The sequence below is a fragment of the Pseudoalteromonas sp. genome, from assembly GCF_041629635.1.
In the GTDB taxonomy this organism is placed as follows: Bacteria; Pseudomonadota; Gammaproteobacteria; order Enterobacterales; family Alteromonadaceae; genus Pseudoalteromonas.
Window position 1 is genome coordinate 22,438 of record NZ_JBFKMX010000011.1, and the last position, 17,842, is coordinate 40,279.

Genomic DNA, 17,842 nt, shown 5'->3' on the forward strand with positions numbered 1-17,842 from the left:
GTATCGGCTACTAAATTAAATCAAAATAGGCTTTTGCAGCTTCAACATCACAAGCAATTTGTGCTGTTAACTCTGAAAAGCTATCAAACTTTTTTTCATCTCGAAGTTTATGCACAGGTGCTACTTCGATAATCTGACCATAAAGGTCACGATTAAAACCAAATAGGTGCGCTTCTAAAAGGGTGCGCTTGCCGTTAAAGGTAGGTTTAATACCTATATTGGCAACCCCATAATAAATCTTGTTTGCCACTGTGACTTGAACACAGTAAACACCACTTAGCGGACTCACTTGTCGCTTAAGCGGAATATTCGCAGTTGGAAAACCAAGCTCACGCCCTTTTTTCCAACCATGTGCCACTTTGCCAATCACGCTGTATGGTCTGCTAAGCATTTCATTTGCCAGTGCAATTTCGCCATTACTCAGTGCGATGCGAATTGCAGTACTGCTAACACGACAATCTTGTTGGCGTAAGCTTGCTGTACTTTTGACTTTAAAACCATATTGAGCACCGCTTGTTTGCAACATCTCGTAGTTACCCGTACGGCCTTTACCAAAACGGAAATCATCACCTACGGTAAGCGCAGTTACGCCCAGTTTTTCAACTAAAATGTGCTCAACAAATTCTGCTGCAGATTGATTTGCAAAGGCTTCATTAAACTTAATGCAGATCACACGTTCTACACCAAGCTTAGATAGCAATGCCAATTTATCTCGCAAACGCGTTAATCGCGCTGGCGCATCACCTTTTCTGAAATATTCTTGAGGTTGAGGTTCAAAAATCATTACCGTACTTGGTAATTGATACTCCTTTGCATCTTGGATTAGCCCCTTGATAACCGCCTGATGCCCTAAATGCACACCATCAAAATTACCAATAGTTAATACACAGCCTTTGTGTTTCGGCCTTATATTGTGTATACCGCGGATTAACTCCATTACGTACTAAGAAACCTCAAAAAAAGTGAATTCAAATTTAAGCGCCCGATTATAGACTTTTTTTACTCGATTATCAGTTAATATTTTTTATTTGTCTGAATCGCACACCCATTAATAACAAGAGTGCAAAATAAACAACGACAGCAGATGCAATAAATCCACTCAACAGTAACACTTGCTTTGTAAATCCTTGCTGTTGCCAAACAAAATAGTCTTGTAATTGATACACAGCAACAAACATCAAAACACTTGAAATAAGGCATTTAATAAAAAACCAAATAGTGTCTTTTGATACGCGGTAAACCTGCTGTTTTTGTAAAAAATAATAAAGTAAAATTGCGTTACAGGTTGCTGAGAGCGATGTGGCAAGCGCCAACCCTAAATAACCAAAAATAGGCGCTAGCATTAAATTAAACGCCATATTTAACACCATTGCCGCAACACCAATTTTGGCAGGTGTTTTGGTATTTTGTTTTGCGTAAAAAGCAGGTGCTAGCACTTTAATTAACATAAAACTTAAAAGGCCAGTAGCATAAGCAGTTACGCCCATTGCCACTTTATCTACATGATTACCACTTGCCATAAATTCGCCATGGCCAAATAACACATTAATAATGACAGGAGCTAACGCAATCAAACCAAAACAGGCAGGTATTCCGAGCCAGATAACAAATCTTACCCCCCAATCCACAGTCGCCTGAAATTGTCGTGGGTCATCATTTACATGTAATTTAGACAAGGTTGGCAAAATAACCGTTGCGATACCAATGCCAAACAAGCCAAGTGGAAATTCGATTAAACGGTCAGAGTAATAAAGCCAAGCGACAGAGCCAGTAACTAGAAATGAAGCAATCACAGTATCGAGCAATAAATTAATTTGGCTTACGGATACACCAAACATCGCGGGCAACATTAACGTACGCACTTTTTTTACGTTTTTATCGCGCCAAGCAAATTTGGGTTTTACCAGCACCTTGTTTTTTCGTAAAAATGGCAATTGAAACAACAGTTGCACTGCGCCGCCAACAAATACGCCAAGCGCCATCGCAAACGCTCCAAATTCAAATTTATCGTGAAAATAATACGCACAAAAGATGATAGAAATGTTTAACAACACAGGCGTAAATGCAGCGACTGAAAACTGGTTATAAACATTTAGCACCGCGCCAGAAAGCGCAACTAGGCTGACAAAAAATAAATACGGAAAAGTCAGTTTAAGCATTTGGCTAAAAAGTTCATACTTAAACCCTTCATCTCCGCCTGCTAGGTATTCATTGTACCAACCTGGCGCAAATATCGCCGCCACAACACCTGAACCAATAACACCTAAAATAGTGACAATTAATAAAACCGTACCAAGCGTACCTGCGGCTTGTGCCACAAATAAACGTACGCCATTATCACCGTCTTTTTCTTTCACCTCGGTCAATACGGGTACAAACGCTTGCGCAAACGCTCCTTCTGCAAATAATCGGCGTAAGAAATTAGGAATTTTATTAGCAAATAAGAAGATATCGGCAGCAGCACCCGCGCCAAGTAAATGTGCGGTTACAGCATCACGTACTAATCCTAAAATACGTGATAAAAAGGTCATGAAACTCACAACCATGCCAGATCGAAATAGGCCTTTCGCCACTGTCCCACCTATATTTTTAAGACATAAAGTAAATTCAGTTCCTCAGTATGCCACAAACTGCTACAACGATGACACAGAGGTATTCACTTTGTAGCGATAATTTATCTTGTTAAGTACTAGTATTAATAAGTGCTTATTTGATATACTCCCGCCACTTGTTCGGTTGAGGCAAGCCAGTACAGCTTTTAAGCTAAACAAAAGTACAAAAGTAATTGACTTTTGCACTTTATATTGGCATATTCCTCGGCCTTTAAATTAAGCTTATTTTAAGATTGTTAGGAGCAAACCTTGGCTAACATCAAGTCTGCAAAAAAACGTGCTATTACGAGCGAAAAGCGTCGTCAGCACAACGCAAGCCGTCGTTCAATGATGCGTACTTTCTTCAAGAAAGTAGTTGCTGAAATCGAAGCGGGTAACAAAGAAAGCGCACAAGCAGCTTTCGAAAAAGTAGTTCCAGTTTTAGACCGTTACGCAACTAAAGGTCTAATTCACAAGAACAAAGCAGCTCGTCACAAGAGCCGTCTTGCTGCAAAAATTAAAGCGCTTTAATTAGTACTTTATTTTGCAAATAAAAAAACCGGTTAACACCGGTTTTTTTATACCTAGAATTCGAGTTAATACTTAAATCGCAAGTTCCGGCATTAATTTTTTCAAAATACCCGCAATCTTTTTTGGTGAAAACGGCTTAACCACGAAACCCTTTGCGCCTCGTTCAATCGCATCTTTCACATTTTCAACTGTAGAATGTGCCGATACCATAACAACACTTGCCTCAGGCGATATCACGTTGATTTCTTTAATCAATTCTTTGCCATCACCATCTGGTAATTCAATATCTAAAAATATTACGTCATACTGCTTATTTTTAATTTGTTCTAAGCATGCTTGGGCTGTCGAAGCTTCATCGATATTTACTAAACCAAAGTGAATTAATGTTTGGTGAAGAAAATTTCTCACTGTCCCTACATCGTCTACTATTAAAATAGCATGTTCACCACTCATAAATCGTCCCGTATTTATTAATGAATTATAATGTTAAACTTATATACTTATAATTCAGATCACAAATTAATGACACTATTGTCAAACGAATTTATACATATGTCTATTAAAATTAAGCGCCAGTCGCTCATGGGCGACTCAAAAAACAAGAAAAAAGTAAAACAGCGAGCAACTCAACAAGTAACCGCTCAACGTCAAACAAGTACTGTCGCTAATCAGCAAGCGACATCTCAATCTTATGCCAAAACAAAAGCCAGTAAATCAAAAAAAGTAGTTTGGATCACCATTGCCTTTGTTGCATTTGCCGCACTTATCATCCCAAAACCACAAATGATCTCTTATCAAAAGCTTAATGTGGTTGGTACCAGTATTTATTGGCCTGGTTTTTTAGGCTTACCAGCAACTATTTTAGATTCTGATTTAACACTTGCTGGCGACATTGAGCAAGGCAAGATCTATTTATGCGATAACATTAATCAAAATGTAGGGTGTCATAAATATCAAATAGTTAAACAAGAAGGCTTTATTTCTGTTATATCTCACCTTATTTCAGATTAGTTTTTTTTATTTGAAAATGACAGATTTTCTCGTTTGAAGAAAACACAAAATGCTCCGATAATTCTCACCACTTAGAATTATCGGAGGCACCAAGTGGAACACTTAATCTTTTTATCAACAAATCTTGTTATTCTCGCTTTATGTATTGGTGCTTTTTTTATTAGTAATACTAAGGTCATTAAGCTTTTTGCTGTGATATCGCTTGTATCACTTTTCGCAATGCAAAGTATGACAACAGATCCGCAACAGCATTTATCAAATATCACTCTTATTTTGATTAATGCCTTTTACCTTTTTAAAGTTTATACCCAGTATCAGCTAGAACAGAGCTAAGCATAAAGATACAATAGAGGCATGATTTCGTAATTTTCGGGGCCATGCCATGTCTAATTCAGACTCTGATCTCTTCCTTCAGCAAATGGCTGATGTTACACCGTTAAAGCAAGATGCAATAACAACCGCTAGTAATAACGCCAAAAACGCTCTTGATAATTTCTACAAGCAACAAAGTAGCAAACAAGTAAGTCTGCTCAATGATGCGTTAAAGAATACACAAGTTACTTTTATTGCACCTGATGACTATATCAGCTTTAAGTCACCAGGATTACAAGCTGGTGTATTTAAAAATCTGCGGTTAGCCAAATACGATATTGATGCAAAAATAGAGCTGCAAGGTCTATCAATAAAAGAAGCACAAAATACATTAATAAGTGAACTCACTTTGTGCCATCGCAGAAACATCCGCGTGGTACTGATAAAACACGGCGTTGGCAAAGAGAATACTGAGCAACCAGCCAAATTAAAAAGCTATGTTAACGCTTGGTTAGTAAATTTCCCATTTGTTCTTGGCTTTCATACCGCGCAAACCCACCATGGTGGCTATGGCGCGGTTTATGTGTTGCTGAGTAAAAATGAGCAAGCTAAATTAGCTAATAGAGAAATTCACGCAAAAAAATAAGGCTCAATTGAGCCTTATTCTGCATTTGTTACTACTGTAGTTTGGTTTACGGCTTCATCAGCCTGAGTGAACCAAGCACTCACTCCTAAAAAAGCAACCAATAAAGCGACTGAGCTTAGTTTGATGCCTTTTGTCATTGCGCGGTGCATAACTCCCCCAAAATGTATTTTTATTATTGTTTTTTAGTACATAATCTGTACTGAATACTCATTCTAAACAATTTACAAATTTTAACAACCCATTAAAGTGCTGGTTTTACAACCAGTATTTTTAGGGTCTGTTGATCTTTGATGTTCTATTTTTGTTCTCTTTGAGCGTGCTTTTATCGCGGCGCTCGATGTGTGGCCTAGCAATCTAAGCGAATATCGAGCAACAATGAGAAAAGTGCGCTCAAAAGAACCGTTCGGCAGCGCTTGATTGGCTTTTCTACTGTGTTATCGGCTGGCTCACATAGAATAACTATGCCACGCAGCCTCTGCCTTGTATAAAACCCAATCAAACTGCTGCAAAAATAAACTTGAAAGGTCAACAGCCCCTAATAACCTAGGTCTTTATTAACTACATTCAACAAAGGTTGATTTTGCATTAGTCTCAAATAGTTGTCACACAGCTGCTGAGTTACTGTATCCACATTACTCAAAGCAGAACAATGCGGTGTAATTGTCACACAAGCATGCTGCCAATATGCATGAGTCTTAGGTAATGGCTCGACGCTAAACACGTCTAAAATTGCATGCGCCACATGATTCATACTCAATGCTTTTAACAAACTTAGCTCTTCAACGATATTGCCCCGTGCAACATTAATCAGAACAACTCCTTCTTTTGCTTTAGCTAAAAAGTCATGATTAATAAAGTGTGTTGTTTCTTTTGTTGCTGGTAATAGGCACACAATATAGTCTGCATCTTGTATCGCGTCGGTTAATTGATCACTGCCATAACACTGAATGTTTGATAACGACTTTTTCGTTCGTGACCATACTGAAACATCAAAACCATTGATGTGTAATAAATTCGCACACGCTGAACCTAACTGTCCCGCACCCAAAATAGTTACTTTATTACCTGAAAGAGCTCTTCTAGGTTTCCATTCAGATTGTTTTTGCTGTGTAAAATAAGTTCCTAAATGGTGCTGATACGCCAATATATGGGTAAGCACATAGCGGCTCATATCTTTTGCAAGATTTTCATCCACTATGCGGGTAATCGGTACGTCAGGTAGCCCATCATACTGTAATATGCTGTCGACACCTGCGCCAAAAGAAGCGATTGCTTTACAATTTGTATAAGGTGCTAAGGATCCTTTGGGGGGTTGCCAAGCCACAATATATTCAACGCCCTGCGGTTCTTTTACATTTGGCCATACTTCAATTGCGGTGTTTGGTAATAAATTTTGCAATTTAGCAATGAGTTTTTCGAGATTACGGTTGGGAATTACTAATAAGATACTCATAAATGAACTCAACTTGGCCAAAAACTTAATCTAAATCAAATTCTAATGTGACTGGGTACCTTTTGACTATCAAAACTTGATCTAGAACAGCTTTTAATTTTCTTAGCTACCGATAATAGCCACATCAAAACAAAAGATGATTCGGGAGATTATCGATGAAAAAATTACTAACTACAGCACTATTTACTTCAGGTCTTTTAGCAGCACCAGCAATGGCCAACCTTAGCGTTAACGTAGGTGCAATCAATGTAAATCCTGATAGTGGGACAAGCTACCTAAATGAAATCCCAACAGCGGGGGTTTCTGTTGATAGCAACACTCAGTTAGGTATTACATTTGACTATGCAATTAATGATAACTGGGTAATAGAGTTAGTAGCTGCAACACCATTTAGCCACGATATTTCTGGTGAAGGTACAATTGGTGATTTAGCTATCGGTGGCACAAACATCGGTTCAACCAAACACTTACCACCATCACTATTTGCGCAGTACCACTTTGGTAGCGCTGGTGATAAATTCCGTGCATTCGTGGGTGCAGGTGTTAACTACACAATCTTCTTCGATAGCGAAGCAGGTGCAGACCTTAAAGCAGTTCTTGGTACTGACGATGTTGAACTTAAGCTATCAAATTCATTTGGATTGGCTGGTCAAGTTGGTGCAAACTACATGATCAATGAAAAATGGGGTGTTCACGTAATGGCTTCTTATATCGACATTGATACCGAAGCTGAAGTATTTGCAAATGGTCAAAAAGCTCTTACATCTGATGTAGCAATCGACCCATTCGTATTTATGCTTGGCGCTAAATACAAATTCTAATCAGAATTAAATGATAAAAAATCCGGCAATTGCCGGATTTTTTATCATTGAAAAGCAGTTAATTAAAACAGCTCAACGAATAAGACTTATAGGTCGCCTTCGTTTTCAGAAAGGAAAGCAGCAACGCCAGCTGGGCTTGCGTCCATACCTTTTTTACCTTCTTCCCAACCTGCTGGGCATACTTCACCGTGCTCAGTGTGGAATGCTAGTGCGTCGACCATACGTAGCATTTCGTCGATGTTACGACCAAGTGGTAAATCGTTAACTACTTGGTGACGTACGTTGCCTTCTTCATCGATTAGGAAAGAACCACGGAAAGCAACGCCAGCTTCTGGGTGCTCTACGTCGTATGCTTTACAGATTTCGTGCTTAACGTCAGCAACTAGTGCGTATTTAACTGGACCAATACCGCCTTCGTTAACTGGCGTGTTACGCCATGCGTTGTGTGAGAATTGAGAATCGATAGAAACACCGATAACTTCAACGCCACGCTTTTGGAATTCTTCGAAACGCTTGTCAAAAGCGATTAGCTCTGAAGGACATACAAAAGTAAAGTCTAATGGGTAAAAGAAAACAACTGCTTTTTTACCTTTAATTGCTTCGTGTAAGTTGTAGCTATCTACGATTTCACCGTTGCCTAAAACTGCTGCAGCTGTAAAGTCTGGTGCCTTGCGGCCTACTAATACGCCCATTATTTTCTCCAATTATTTATAATGAAATATCCAGTTGTGATGATTTAGCATCATCTCTGGCAATAAATATAATGCCTAAATAAAAAAAACCAAGTGGGCTTGGTTTTTATTTTTAACTTAAGAAAGTGTAACGAATCAGTTCACTTAAAGATAATCAATTAAAACGATAAGGCCATTCGATAAAAACGATTGTGATACTAATAGCAAAATAGTTAGTTCTATTTTTATCAATCGTAGCCTTCGCTACACAACGCTTTGCCACGAAAGGCAAAAATTGCTAAGTACGCCATTTCAGCATTAAAAACAAAAAAGCCAGCAAATTATGCTGGCTTTCGTAAGATACGATTTCAGTGAGTTACGCATCTTGCTCCATAATATCTTCTGGCATAGTTTCTCTAATTTCTTGCCACAATGCGCCAGACTCTAAACCGTATTTACGCACTAAGAAAATAGACTCATCAAATTTATTTTGCTCAGCTAATGCTTTTAACTCTGCAAAAAACTTCAGCGCTAACTTTCGCGTGCGCTCATCGGCGAAATAATGGCGCGCTATACGCGCGTAAAAGCCTTTAAAACCATTTAACGTTAGTACATAAATTGGGTTACCACAGGCAAATGCCAGTTCGTGGTGCATGCGGTAGTCGTAATCTGCAAACGCTTCAGCTGTGTCGGCTAAATCATCAGCACGAGTTAAGGTTTCGATTACTTTATCCGGATTTGTTTTAATCGCTGAACGCGTATAAATTGCACTAATATTGGTACGCGCTGAAAGCAGCTGATCAATCAACTCTGGTACTTTAGTTGAGTCTAATTTTGCAAGCGTTTCAAGAATATTAAGGCCTGAGGTTTCCCAATAGTTATTAACACGTGTTGGCTTACCGTGTTGAATTGTCAACCAGCCATCTCGTGCCAAACGCTGCAGCACTTCACGTAAAGTTGTACGTGTTACACCTATAAGCTCTGAAAGCTCTCGCTCTGCTGGTAAAATTGAACCTGGCGCAAATTCGCCGTTCCAAATCGATTCAACTATATATTCCTCAGCAAATCCCGCAGGGCTTTTGGCTTTAAAAATTCTCATGAAGTGTCCAGTCGTTCTTGTAATGCTTTTTTAATCAAACTGATTGTACCAGATGCGATTGTTTGCACAAGCAAATAAATGCATAAGATAAAATAGTCTGTAAACTGTTTTTACCACAGCTCTGTTAATGTTTGTAACGCATTTTACAACTTAAAAATCTCGCTAACCCTTATATTTACGCGGTTTTACAAAATTCCATCGAAAATTCGTGCGAAGCAGTCACGTTTTTTTTATAGTGTGCCCCATAATTAACAAATAATTAGTAACGCCTATGTTATCAAAACTTGCTTACTGGCCTGAACAGCGCTTACCTTGGCTTTTATTGGCAGGCATCGCGCTTATCCTTGAAGGCGCTGCACTTTTTTTCCAATATGCTATGGATTTAGGGCCATGCGTAATGTGTATTTACCAACGTACCGCGATGCTGGGTTTATTATTTGCTGGTATTGCGGGTGCCATTAAACCGCAAAATGTTTTTGCTCGTGTTATCGGATTTGCACTTTGGGCTATCTCAGCAATCTGGGGTTATTTAATTGCAGCCGAGCATATCGCTATGCAAAATAATACCGACCCATTTGCCTTTGCAGGTTGTGCCTTTGAGCCAAATTTCCCTGAGTTTTTACCACTGCATCAATGGATGCCATGGTTTTTTGAGGTTACGGGTGATTGCGGCAATATCAGCTGGCAATTCCTAGGACTAAGTATGCCAGGCTGGATGCAAGTGATCTTTGCGATTGCAAGCGTAGTATTATTTGTAGTGTTAATCACACGATTACTTTTCGCTAAAAAGATTTAATATGTATTTCTCGACAAAGAATATTTCAGAACTAAACGGTTTATCAGTTAAACAACGACAAGAAGTAATTCACAAAGCAGTTGCAAATTTACCTGCTGGAAAAAAGATAACGTTAAACGTTGTTAAAATTGCTTGCTTAACACCAATATTTTTATTGCTAGCAAATATTGAATCTTGGTGGTTGCTGTTATATTTGTTGATTGTGGGTATATGCTACCCATTAATCACCACACCATTGACACTTATGTTCATTAAGCCACTTTTGGCAAATGCACGAAAAGAGCTTGAAGCTAACAACGAATAAAGGGGCAAATGCCCCTTTTAATTTTATCAATGTTAAAAAACGACTCGCCCTTTCAATTTAGCAATTGAGCGTTCCCCAAACCCTTTTATTTCTGACAACTGCTCAAGTGACTTTATCTTCCCGTTTTGTTCACGGTAATTAATAATACGCAGCGCCCGAGACTCACCTATGCCCGGTAAAGTTGCCAACTCCTTAGCATTCGCTGTGTTTAAATTTATTAGTTCACTTGTTACAAGTTGTGAAACTTTTGTATCTGCAGGGCTTACCTCTTTGGGTGCTGCTGAAACAGGTAAAAGCGTTGAAGATACAATTAAAGATAGTGCGCCAAGTACTGGCAGTGAGAGTAATTTCATAACGCGCTCCTTTGCGTAAGTGTTCAAACCATTTGAACGTTTGTGAGAGATATAAAGCATTTGCCTTACACTTTTAGGTATAGGCTAAAAATTCTTATTGTCAAAACTCTTCCGCCTCAAGCGATGAATGATATAATTTTGTAAGATTTAAGAAGGGTACAGTATGATCTCTAAAAACCAGCTAAAACAATTACGTGCGTTATCTCAAAAAAAACAGCGCAAGTTACAAAATTTATTTTTAGTGCAAGGTGAAAAAAACGTACTCGAATTACTAAATAGCGATTTAGTCATTGAACAGCTTTTTGCTACACCAATTTTTTGCGAAAAGCACGCATCAAAATTAAATGGCCTCAACATAATCTCGTGCGAAGAAGAGGAGCTTGCTAAAGCAAGTACTTTAGTGAGTAATAATGCCGCCATTGCTATTGTTGAAACTCCAGAACAAAGTAAGCCAAATAGTCAAGGTATCTCCATTGTACTTGATGGCATAGCCGACCCAGGCAATTTAGGCACTATTATTCGCGTGGCCGACTGGTATGGCATTAAGGAACTGATTTTAAGCCCTGATTGTGCAGACCCGTATAATCCAAAAGTGATCAGCGCGACGATGGGCAGCTTTACCCGCGTCAACATTATCCAAACTGAATTAAGTGACTACTTTAGTAAGCAAACCCGTCCTGTCTATGGCGCCTACTTAGGCGGTGAAAACATTCACTCAACCCAGTTTGAAAGCAACTTAATTTTAGTGATGGGCAGCGAATCACACGGTATTCGCGAGCATATTGCCAGTGTGATTAGTAAAAAAATAACCATTCCTGCGTTTGGCCAGGCTGAATCGCTCAATGTTGCTATGGCGAGCGGCATTATTCTCGATAACATTAAGCGCTGCCAAGGATAAACCATGAAACTCAATTGCGATTTAGGCGAAAGTTTTGGCCAATACTCGCTAGGTTGTGACGAACAAGCCATGGCAGTAATTGATATGGCCAATATCGCTTGTGGCTTCCACGCCAGTGACCCAAATGTGATGGCACACACACTGAATCTAGCGAAAATTCATAATGTAGAGATTGGTGCTCACCCAAGTTACCCCGATAGACAAGGTTTCGGCAGGCGAAGCATACAACTATCTACTACCGAGCTTACCAATTTATTGCACTATCAAATCGCAACGCTTGAAGGCATGGCAAAAGTACAAGGCCTTAACCTTAGCTATGTAAAGCCGCACGGCGCACTTTATAACGATATGATGGTGAACTCTGAGTTACTTACCACCATTGCACAGGCAGTCGCAAGTTACCCCTGTGAGTTAAAGCTAATGGTGCTAAGTAAAGTCGATAACAGCCAAGCTATTAAAATCGCGAGGCGCGCCGGCATTGAATTACTGTTTGAAGTCTTCGCTGATAGGCAATACAACCCAGATGGTTCGTTGGTATCACGTAATCTTGCGGGTGCGGTGCACGATGAAACTAAGTTACTTGAGCAAGTGAGTGAGTTAAAGCAATTTGGCACGGTTACCACTCGTGATGGCAGCAAGTTAACACTGCAATGCGACTCGCTATGTGTACACGGTGATAACCCAAGTGCTATCGCTCAAATTACCAAAATAAAGCAGCTGCTTGCAGAACATGGCTAACCCCAAATACCGTATCATTGATGCGAGCGAAAATGCCGCATTAGTTTACTTCAGTGATATTATTTCAAGCGAGCAAACGCAGAAGCTCGCGGCCTTTTCGCACGCTTTAAAGGCATCATTGGGTGAATTAATTGTTGATGTGACCATTTCCTACACTAGTGCGTTAGTTACTTACCAAAGCCTTAGTATTGATCACTTATCAATAAAGCAAAAAATTAAAAGCATACTTATCCAGCTAAACGATACTGCATTTTCAGTAAAACAAATCGAGTTACCCGCCTATTACCATAGCGAAGTAGGTGCTGATCTAAACGCCATGGCAAAAGCAAAAAATCTGACTGTAACTGATATTATCAAATACCACAGCGAGCAAATTTACAGTGTATTTGCCATTGGTTTTGCTCCTGGTTTTGCTTTTTTAGGTGAAGTAAACCCAATACTTGCCACTCCACGCCTTGCAACTCCCCGTAAAAAAGTCGCAAAAGGCTCAGTTGCCATTGCTGATAGGCAAACTGCGGTTTATCCAGCCGCTTCTCCGGGGGGTTGGAATCTTGTTGGTAACTGCCCTATTTCACTGTTTGATGCTGAAAATACGCCACCTGTGCCTTTTAATATTGGTGATAGCGTGAAGTTTATACCTATTGAGCGAAACGAATTTATTCGCTTAGGAGGTCACATTGACTAGCGTACTCAAAGTGATAAATCCTGGGCTATATTGTTGTGTTCAAGATTTGGGGCGGCTCGGGCAAAACCATTTAGGCCTTACCACCGGTGGATGCCACGACTCGTATGTCTTTACAGTTGCCAATGCCCTTGTCGGCAACACAATTAATAGCCCAGCACTTGAATTAACGCTTGGCGGCTTTCGCGCGGAAGTACTTGTGCCAATTACGATTGCACTCACAGGGCCAAATGTCGGGTTTACGATTAACAATAAAAGCCAGGCACTTTGGCAAAGTATTCAAGTCGCACGTGGCGATGTAATTGAAATTGCAACGCCCCACATTGGATTGAGGCACACGCTTGCAATTTCAGGTGCTATCAAGGCGCAGTCGCATTTTACAAGTGTTAGTACCGTCATGCGTGAAGGGCTTGGCTGCAAAATTGAAGCTAACACACTGATAAAACAGCAAGCACCTCGTTTTACAGAGCAAAAGAGGTTGCCTGCTAACTTAATACCTAGCTATTGCCAACACACACCGCTTAATATGGTGCTTGCGTTGCAACATCATGAATTTTCAACGGCTGATATAAACCGCTTTTTAAGTTCAAGTTATACCGTAACCGGGCAAAGTGACCGCATGGGTTATCGTTTACAAGGCGCAGCATTAGAAAGCCCAGCCGGTGCGCGCTTTTCTGAAGGCATTAACCTAGGTGCCATACAAGTCCCTGCCGATGGCCAACCCATAGTACTTTTAAATGATCGCCAAACCATTGGCGGCTATCCGAAACTAGGTTCAGTCACTGCATTAGATTGTGCAAACTTATTACAAAAGCGCGCGGGTGATGAAGTGGCATTTAATGCGATTAGCATTGAAAAAGCGCAAAACCTTAATCACCTCGCCCAAGTCAAATTACAAGGTGCGCTCGATGCTTTAAAGCAATCCTAAAAGGAATTGCTATAAAACTAAAAAAGCGCCTTACGGCGCTTTTTGTGGTTGGGAAATCTGTTTTAAAGTTTATGCTTCTTCAAGTAAAGCTTGTGGTGAGTTAATGGTAATTTTACGTGGTTTATGCGCTTCTGGAATTTCACGAAGCAAAGTAATGTTCAATAAACCGTTTTCTAAATTTGCGCCAACAACTTTAACATGATCACCTAACTGGAATTTGTGCTCAAAGTTTCGCTCAGCAATGCCTTGATGAATAAATTTACGCTCAGCTTGCGACTCTTTTTCTGCTTTTACGCCCGATACTTTTAGCGTGTTTTTCTCTGTTTCAATGGTTAACTCAGATTCTAAAAAGCCTGCAACAGCCATGGTGATTTGATAGTCATTTTCACCTAAAAGCTCAATATTGTACGGCGGAAAATTTGATTGTTTGGTATTGCGGCTCGCGTTATCCATCATTTGAGCTAAGTGATCAAAACCGATGAAAGAACGATAAAGTGGAGATAGATCTAAATTACGCATAGTATATATCCTCATAAAGCGATAATTGTCTTAAAAACGACTCTCCTAAAGCGGACAAGTCTTAAATAAAGTCAGGCAATTCAATTTGTTACCTGAATAGAAAACCCTTATGGCGTCTTCATAATTAGATATGTGGTGGCTAAATTCTTTTTCAAGGTATTAATTTAAATTTTTTTAATTAACTACCTGTTCTTCACCTTTAGAGAACACTTCAACCCTATGAAATTAAAAATAAAAAGCATCATTTCAAATATTTTATTTTTTTCAGTGATTTTTTTTGTGATCACTACTTTTCAGCAGAGAAACTTACTCAGTAACGACCAGCCTGCGCCCTATTTTAATTTAGAGATACTTGAAACCGGCGAGCGAGTTTCCATTAAATCGCTACAAAACCAACAAACGGTGGTTTATTTTTTTGCCCCTTGGTGCACCGTATGCAAACTAAGCATGCCAAACCTCGATAAACTGGCTAAAAATGGCAATATCAATGCCATAGCCATTGCCACTGACTTTGATAGCAAACAACAGGTTGAAGCATTTGTAGACGACTTATCACTTAGCATGCCGGTGTTATTAGCCGATAGTCACACCGCAAGTAATTATAAAATTTCTGCGTTTCCCACTTATTATGTGATTTCAGAAGATTTAAAAATTATTGCCAAGTCGATGGGTTATTCCACAGAATTAGGCCTAAGAGCTCGCAGCTTTTAGACAAAATAGCGTCTAGCCATTAAAATACGCGTACCTTAATTTGCATTCGAGAGTACAATGCCTAAAGCTTGCGCGTATCACATCTTAGTTAATACTGAAAAACTCTGTTTAGAATTAAAAGAAAAGCTGAAAAAAGGGGCTGACTTTAACAAGCTAGCCAAGCAATATTCAACGTGCCCGTCGCGCAAACGCGGTGGCGACTTGGGTGAATTTAATAAAGGCGATATGGTAGAAGCATTTGATGATGTGGTTTTTAAAAAGCCATTATTTGAAGTTCACGGCCCTGTAAAAACAAAATTTGGTTATCACTTAATTAAAACGGTTTACCGTACTTAATTCTCTAATAATAGTTTATTTAAAACCACCCATCGTTATTTGCGAATGATGCGATTGAGTTAATCAATTTCACAAATACGTTTTTCGCTGACACAATGGCTTCATTAAATTTAAAAAGGAAAGAATCATGTTTACAGTAATTTTTGGCCGTGATGGCTGCCCATTTTGTGTTCGTGCAAAAGAGTTAGCAGAGCGTTTAACCCAAGAACGTGATGATTTTAAATTCCGTTACGTAGATATTATTAAAGAAGGCGTATCAAAAGCGGATTTAGAAAAATCAGCTGGCAAGCCATGTGAAACAGTACCTCAAATCTTTTTAGATCAAAAACACATTGGCGGCTTCACTGATTTTGAAGCATACGCAAAAGAGCACTTAGGCTTATACGCTGAGTAATTATCAACACTAATGTGTTTAAACTTATGTGTTTAAAAAGTAAAAAAGCAGCCATTGGCTGCTTTTTTTAATTTTGAAAATGCACAAAATACTTAAACAAGTTCTTTTACTTTTTCCCAAATTGCAACTACATGATCGCGGTCTTCATCGGTTAGTTCACCATTGCGATACGCTTTAACCAGTGATTTTTCGATTTTTTCATTTAACTCATCACCACTTAAATCATCACCTTCAACTTGTGCGTAACCTACTTGCAAATCAAAGTGTCCTCGTAAGTAACCACTTGCGAACAATTCATCATCGGTCGCTGTTTCAACTAGTTTATCAAAGAACTCATTGGCCTTATCAACATACACTAAAAATTGCATTTATTTTTCCTCTTCAAGGCCCACTGCATACATCACATGATCGTTGTATCCAGTTACCACTTTTATAAAACCTGATAGTTCGTCATCTAACACGCTGTCGCCTGTGTCACAAATAAGCGGACGGCCATTAAGCGCTTGCAGTTTGCGTTTAGTTGCAACCACAATAATATTTTCTTTGCCTACTTGGCGAATAAGTTCTGGGCTGAGCTGCTGATTACCACGGCCAAAAATATGACCTTGCCCACCAATTAAGGTAATCACAATTTTTGTCGGCTTACCCTTGGTTAAATCGATTAACTGCTGTGCGGTGCAATCCGCAGCAATTACGTCTTGGTCGAGCACAACATCGACACCGAGTAAGGTGTTTTCAAGCCCCATTTCATCCATAATTGCAGCAACGGTAGAGCCTGAGCCCATTACATAATATTCGTCATCTTCCATCTCTGACACAACATAGGCCGATAAGTCAGCAAGCACTAACTCATCCGTTTCTTTACCACCACTTTTAACGGCTTGCACATAGCGCAATTCGCTTGGCACCTGCATTTCACCATAGCGTTTGGCTTTAACTACCCCTTCACGAAATGCCGATTCATCGATATCCATTACATCAGCATCAGAAAGCGTAACTAGCTCGCCGTTTATCAGCATTTCAACAACACGTCCTGCTGCTTTTGGGGTAATCGCATAAACGCCAGAATGAATTTTACAACCAGCAGGGATACCGAGTACGGTTGTATTATCGCTTACCGCACTGCAAACATTGCGCGCTGTACCATCACCACCAGCAAATAAAATTAAATCAACGCCTTGTTCAATTAAGGTTTTAACCGTTAGCTCGGTATCAGCAGGTGATGTGCTCTCACCTACTGTCAACACAACTTCGGTACTAAATCCCATCTCTTCAGCAAGGGTTTGACCCATTTTGCCACTTGGGGTAAATATTTGGATCTGTTCTTTATACGGTAAAAGCACTTCAAGTGCCGCTTGGGTGCGTTTATGCGATTTTGGCTCTGCACCAAGGGCAAGCGCCTCTTCAGTGACATTATCACTGCCTTTTAGGCCAACACTGCCACCTAAACCAGCAACAGGGTTGATTATAAGACCGAGTTTAAACTGCTTCATCATTGATTAATTCATCCTGCCAAGTAAATTGTGCGCGTGTTAATGGGTATGGTGTGTGATAAAAATCACATAATGCCTTAATTAAGGTTTCCGTACGCTTATTAAACCCGCTCTCAAGTAACTCACATACCTTTTCGTAAACCTTACGCTGAAATGCAAAGCGACACGTTTGTGCGCCGTTTAAGTTATCTGCTGAGACATTAAAATTAAAGCCAGCTGCTACACTAAGTGCCCATTCAATGGCTTGTGGATGCACTTCCACTTTTTCAAATTCGGCTTGCTGCGCTACATCACGCCCATCTGGGCAATACCAGTAACCGTAATCTTCTAATAAGCGTCTAGCTTCACCTGCCACTAACCAATGCGCCACTTCATGAAGTCCACTGGCATAATAGCCATGGGCAAATTCAATACGATGAAATGCTGTAATGTCATCTGCAGGCAGATAAATCGGCTCGCCATCGCCTTTCACTAGACGCGTGTTTAGTGTGCGCTCAAAACAGCCATTAAAGATGGAAATTAAATCTTGATAACGATGCATAACGATAGGTACAG

The 17,842-nt window shown here is 39.7% G+C and carries 26 protein-coding genes; 14 read left to right on the top strand and 12 right to left on the bottom strand.

The annotated features are described in order from the left end of the window. Positions 1-10: 10 nt before the first annotated feature. The gene (gene ribF, locus ABYD77_RS03030) at positions 11-937 is read right to left on the bottom strand and encodes a bifunctional riboflavin kinase/FAD synthetase (RefSeq protein ID WP_372766882.1); all 927 of its coding nucleotides are present in this window, start codon (positions 935-937) and stop codon (positions 11-13) included. 73 nt (positions 938-1,010) lie between these two features. Continuing rightward, positions 1,011-2,573 (bottom strand): murein biosynthesis integral membrane protein MurJ, encoded by a 1,563-nt coding sequence (gene murJ / locus ABYD77_RS03035; RefSeq protein ID WP_372766884.1) that lies wholly within the window; start codon positions 2,571-2,573, stop codon positions 1,011-1,013. 288 nt (positions 2,574-2,861) lie between these two features. Between murJ and rpsT the strand changes: the two genes are divergently transcribed. Next, complete coding sequence (gene rpsT, locus ABYD77_RS03040; RefSeq protein WP_372766886.1) at positions 2,862-3,122, top strand: 30S ribosomal protein S20; 261 nt, start codon at positions 2,862-2,864, stop codon at positions 3,120-3,122. Between the two features lie 72 nt (positions 3,123-3,194). On the opposite strand, the gene ABYD77_RS03045 is transcribed toward rpsT, so the two are convergent. Beyond that, on the bottom strand, positions 3,195-3,575 hold the full coding sequence (locus ABYD77_RS03045) for a response regulator (protein ID WP_372766887.1): 381 nt from the start codon (positions 3,573-3,575) through the stop codon (positions 3,195-3,197). A 99-nt stretch (positions 3,576-3,674) separates the two neighbouring features. Between ABYD77_RS03045 and ABYD77_RS03050 the strand changes: the two genes are divergently transcribed. From ABYD77_RS03050 to smrA, 3 genes are all read left to right on the top strand, one after another. Next, positions 3,675-4,133 carry a hypothetical protein gene (locus ABYD77_RS03050; RefSeq protein WP_372766889.1) on the top strand — a complete coding sequence of 153 codons (459 nt, stop codon included), beginning with the start codon at positions 3,675-3,677 and terminating at the stop codon, positions 4,131-4,133. A gap of 93 nt (positions 4,134-4,226) precedes the next feature. Beyond that, a complete protein-coding gene (locus ABYD77_RS03055) occupies positions 4,227-4,466 on the top strand; it encodes a hypothetical protein (protein WP_372766891.1) in 240 nt (79 codons plus the stop codon). 49 nt (positions 4,467-4,515) lie between these two features. Beyond that, complete coding sequence (smrA, locus tag ABYD77_RS03060; RefSeq protein ID WP_372766893.1) at positions 4,516-5,091, top strand: DNA endonuclease SmrA; 576 nt, start codon at positions 4,516-4,518, stop codon at positions 5,089-5,091. Positions 5,092-5,105: 14 nt separating this feature from the next. Here the strand turns inward: smrA and ABYD77_RS03065 are convergent, their stop codons facing one another. Both ABYD77_RS03065 and ABYD77_RS03070 read right to left on the bottom strand, forming a co-directional pair. Further along, positions 5,106-5,228, bottom strand: coding sequence for a hypothetical protein (locus ABYD77_RS03065; protein ID WP_372766895.1), 123 nt, complete (start codon positions 5,226-5,228; stop codon positions 5,106-5,108). A 398-nt stretch (positions 5,229-5,626) separates the two neighbouring features. Further along, on the bottom strand, positions 5,627-6,544 hold the full coding sequence (locus ABYD77_RS03070; protein WP_372766897.1) for a 2-hydroxyacid dehydrogenase: 918 nt from the start codon (positions 6,542-6,544) through the stop codon (positions 5,627-5,629). Between the two features lie 155 nt (positions 6,545-6,699). On the opposite strand from ABYD77_RS03070, the gene ABYD77_RS03075 reads away from it, so the two are divergent. After that, entirely contained in the window at positions 6,700-7,365 is a 666-nt protein-coding gene (locus tag ABYD77_RS03075; RefSeq protein ID WP_372766899.1) for an OmpW family protein, read from the top strand. Positions 7,366-7,451: 86 nt separating this feature from the next. On the opposite strand, the gene ABYD77_RS03080 is transcribed toward ABYD77_RS03075, so the two are convergent. Both ABYD77_RS03080 and fadR read right to left on the bottom strand, forming a co-directional pair. Next, positions 7,452-8,057, bottom strand: a complete 606-nt coding sequence (locus ABYD77_RS03080) for a peroxiredoxin C (protein ID WP_274763238.1) — start codon at positions 8,055-8,057, stop codon at positions 7,452-7,454. A gap of 355 nt (positions 8,058-8,412) precedes the next feature. Then, positions 8,413-9,135, bottom strand: coding sequence for a fatty acid metabolism transcriptional regulator FadR (fadR, locus tag ABYD77_RS03085; RefSeq protein WP_274763237.1), 723 nt, complete (start codon positions 9,133-9,135; stop codon positions 8,413-8,415). A 271-nt stretch (positions 9,136-9,406) separates the two neighbouring features. Here fadR and dsbB point away from each other — a divergent pair, with 271 nt between their 5' ends. After that, positions 9,407-9,931: a disulfide bond formation protein DsbB gene (gene dsbB, locus ABYD77_RS03090; RefSeq protein WP_372766902.1), complete on the top strand. Its 525-nt coding sequence runs from the start codon at positions 9,407-9,409 to the stop codon at positions 9,929-9,931. A gap of 1 nt (position 9,932) precedes the next feature. Then, the gene (locus ABYD77_RS03095) at positions 9,933-10,235 is read left to right on the top strand and encodes a DUF6170 family protein (protein WP_372766904.1); all 303 of its coding nucleotides are present in this window, start codon (positions 9,933-9,935) and stop codon (positions 10,233-10,235) included. A gap of 32 nt (positions 10,236-10,267) precedes the next feature. Here ABYD77_RS03095 and ABYD77_RS03100 read toward each other — a convergent pair whose 3' ends face one another. Then, complete coding sequence (locus ABYD77_RS03100; protein ID WP_372766906.1) at positions 10,268-10,588, bottom strand: ComEA family DNA-binding protein; 321 nt, start codon at positions 10,586-10,588, stop codon at positions 10,268-10,270. A 163-nt stretch (positions 10,589-10,751) separates the two neighbouring features. Between ABYD77_RS03100 and ABYD77_RS03105 the strand changes: the two genes are divergently transcribed. Genes ABYD77_RS03105 through ABYD77_RS03120 form a run of 4 tightly spaced genes read left to right on the top strand, consistent with a single transcriptional unit; the run spans position 10,752 to position 13,834 of the window. After that, on the top strand, positions 10,752-11,486 hold the full coding sequence (locus ABYD77_RS03105; protein WP_372766908.1) for a TrmH family RNA methyltransferase: 735 nt from the start codon (positions 10,752-10,754) through the stop codon (positions 11,484-11,486). A gap of 3 nt (positions 11,487-11,489) precedes the next feature. After that, positions 11,490-12,224 carry a 5-oxoprolinase subunit PxpA gene (locus ABYD77_RS03110; protein ID WP_372766910.1) on the top strand — a complete coding sequence of 245 codons (735 nt, stop codon included), beginning with the start codon at positions 11,490-11,492 and terminating at the stop codon, positions 12,222-12,224. Then, positions 12,217-12,909, top strand: a complete 693-nt coding sequence (pxpB, locus tag ABYD77_RS03115; protein WP_372766912.1) for a 5-oxoprolinase subunit PxpB — start codon at positions 12,217-12,219, stop codon at positions 12,907-12,909. Before ABYD77_RS03110 ends, pxpB begins: the two co-directional genes overlap by 8 nt. Beyond that, positions 12,902-13,834: a biotin-dependent carboxyltransferase family protein gene (locus ABYD77_RS03120; protein ID WP_372766914.1), complete on the top strand. Its 933-nt coding sequence runs from the start codon at positions 12,902-12,904 to the stop codon at positions 13,832-13,834. Before pxpB ends, ABYD77_RS03120 begins: the two co-directional genes overlap by 8 nt. A 69-nt stretch (positions 13,835-13,903) precedes the next feature. On the opposite strand, the gene ABYD77_RS03125 is transcribed toward ABYD77_RS03120, so the two are convergent. Next, positions 13,904-14,353: an Hsp20 family protein gene (locus ABYD77_RS03125; RefSeq protein WP_372766916.1), complete on the bottom strand. Its 450-nt coding sequence runs from the start codon at positions 14,351-14,353 to the stop codon at positions 13,904-13,906. Between the two features lie 279 nt (positions 14,354-14,632). Here ABYD77_RS03125 and ABYD77_RS03130 point away from each other — a divergent pair, with 279 nt between their 5' ends. The 3 genes from ABYD77_RS03130 to ABYD77_RS03140 all read left to right on the top strand — a co-directional run bounded on the left by ABYD77_RS03130 (position 14,633) and on the right by ABYD77_RS03140 (position 15,794). Then, positions 14,633-15,064 (top strand): TlpA family protein disulfide reductase, encoded by a 432-nt coding sequence (locus tag ABYD77_RS03130; RefSeq protein WP_372766918.1) that lies wholly within the window; start codon positions 14,633-14,635, stop codon positions 15,062-15,064. A 57-nt stretch (positions 15,065-15,121) separates the two neighbouring features. After that, entirely contained in the window at positions 15,122-15,400 is a 279-nt protein-coding gene (gene ppiC / locus ABYD77_RS03135) for a peptidylprolyl isomerase PpiC (RefSeq protein WP_372766920.1), read from the top strand. 127 nt (positions 15,401-15,527) lie between these two features. Continuing rightward, positions 15,528-15,794, top strand: a complete 267-nt coding sequence (locus ABYD77_RS03140) for a GrxA family glutaredoxin (RefSeq protein ID WP_010560676.1) — start codon at positions 15,528-15,530, stop codon at positions 15,792-15,794. Positions 15,795-15,886: 92 nt separating this feature from the next. On the opposite strand, the gene ABYD77_RS03145 is transcribed toward ABYD77_RS03140, so the two are convergent. Genes ABYD77_RS03145 through ABYD77_RS03155 form a run of 3 tightly spaced genes read right to left on the bottom strand, consistent with a single transcriptional unit; the run spans position 15,887 to position 17,828 of the window. Continuing rightward, complete coding sequence (locus tag ABYD77_RS03145; RefSeq protein WP_372766922.1) at positions 15,887-16,162, bottom strand: YfcL family protein; 276 nt, start codon at positions 16,160-16,162, stop codon at positions 15,887-15,889. Beyond that, positions 16,163-17,290, bottom strand: coding sequence for an ATP-NAD kinase family protein (locus tag ABYD77_RS03150; RefSeq protein WP_372766924.1), 1,128 nt, complete (start codon positions 17,288-17,290; stop codon positions 16,163-16,165). It lies immediately after the preceding gene. Beyond that, positions 17,274-17,828: an elongation factor P hydroxylase gene (locus ABYD77_RS03155; protein WP_372766926.1), complete on the bottom strand. Its 555-nt coding sequence runs from the start codon at positions 17,826-17,828 to the stop codon at positions 17,274-17,276. The genes ABYD77_RS03150 and ABYD77_RS03155 overlap by 17 nt, the downstream gene beginning before the upstream one ends. Between the last annotated feature and the right edge of the window lie 14 nt (positions 17,829-17,842).